Origin of the sequence: Meiothermus sp., assembly GCF_025056915.1 — a bacterium.
Classification (GTDB): Bacteria; Deinococcota; Deinococci; order Deinococcales; family Thermaceae; genus Meiothermus.
In genome coordinates this window covers 1-707 of record NZ_JANWVH010000176.1, presented here as the reverse complement: position 1 = coordinate 707, position 707 = coordinate 1, and the positions used below count along the sequence as shown (strand labels likewise).

1 protein-coding gene and 1 pseudogene are annotated in these 707 nt (G+C 70.4%); both read right to left on the bottom strand.

Features of this window, described 5'->3' with window-relative positions:
- A partial coding sequence (locus NZN28_RS14525) for an ATP-binding cassette domain-containing protein (RefSeq protein WP_295399366.1) occupies positions 1-401 on the bottom strand: 401 nt, incomplete at its 3' end.
- Positions 388-707 (bottom strand): annotated as a pseudogene (locus NZN28_RS14520) (ABC transporter ATP-binding protein); the annotation flags it as partial. The pseudogene NZN28_RS14520 and the gene NZN28_RS14525, both read right to left, overlap by 14 nt.

Genomic DNA, 707 nt, shown 5'->3' with positions numbered 1-707 from the left:
AAAAGCTCGTAGACGAAGGCCAGCTGCCGCCCCACCTCCCCCTTGGGGAGGAGGAGGCCCCCGGCCAGGAGGTTCTCCTCCACGGTGAGCTCGCGGAAGGGGCGGCGCCTTTCGGGACACAGGACCAGGCCCAAGCGGGCGATCTGGTGGGGCAAAAGGCCGTCGATGCGCCGTCCCTGGAAGCGCACCTCCCCCTCCAGCCGGATCTCCCCCGCCTTGGTCCCGCGGTGGAGGCGGGCCTCGAGGCGGACCAGCCCGGAGATGGCCCGGAGGAAGCTGGTCTTGCCGGCCCCGTTGGGCCCCACCAGGCAGACCAGCTCCCCTTCCCGGACCTCCAGGTCCACGCCAAAGAGGATCTGGGCCTTGCCGTAGAGGAGGGAAAGCCCCCTAACCTCCAGCATGGACCCCCTCCCCCAGGTAGGCCTCGATCACCTTGGGGTCCTGGGCCACCGCCCCGGGGGGGCCCTCGGCCAGGACCTCCCCGAAGTTCAGGACCACCACCCGGTCGGCGATCTTGAAGAGCTCGGAGAGCTTGTGCTCGATGATGACCATGGCGCACCCCTCGCTGTGGAGCCGGCCAAACCGCCCCCCCTTGCGCAGCCGGGAAAGGGACTTGGCCAGAAGCTCGGTCTCCGCCGGGGTCAGGCCGGCGAAGGGTTCGTCCAGGACCAGGAGCTCGGGCTCCGTGGCCAGGGCGCGGGCGATCT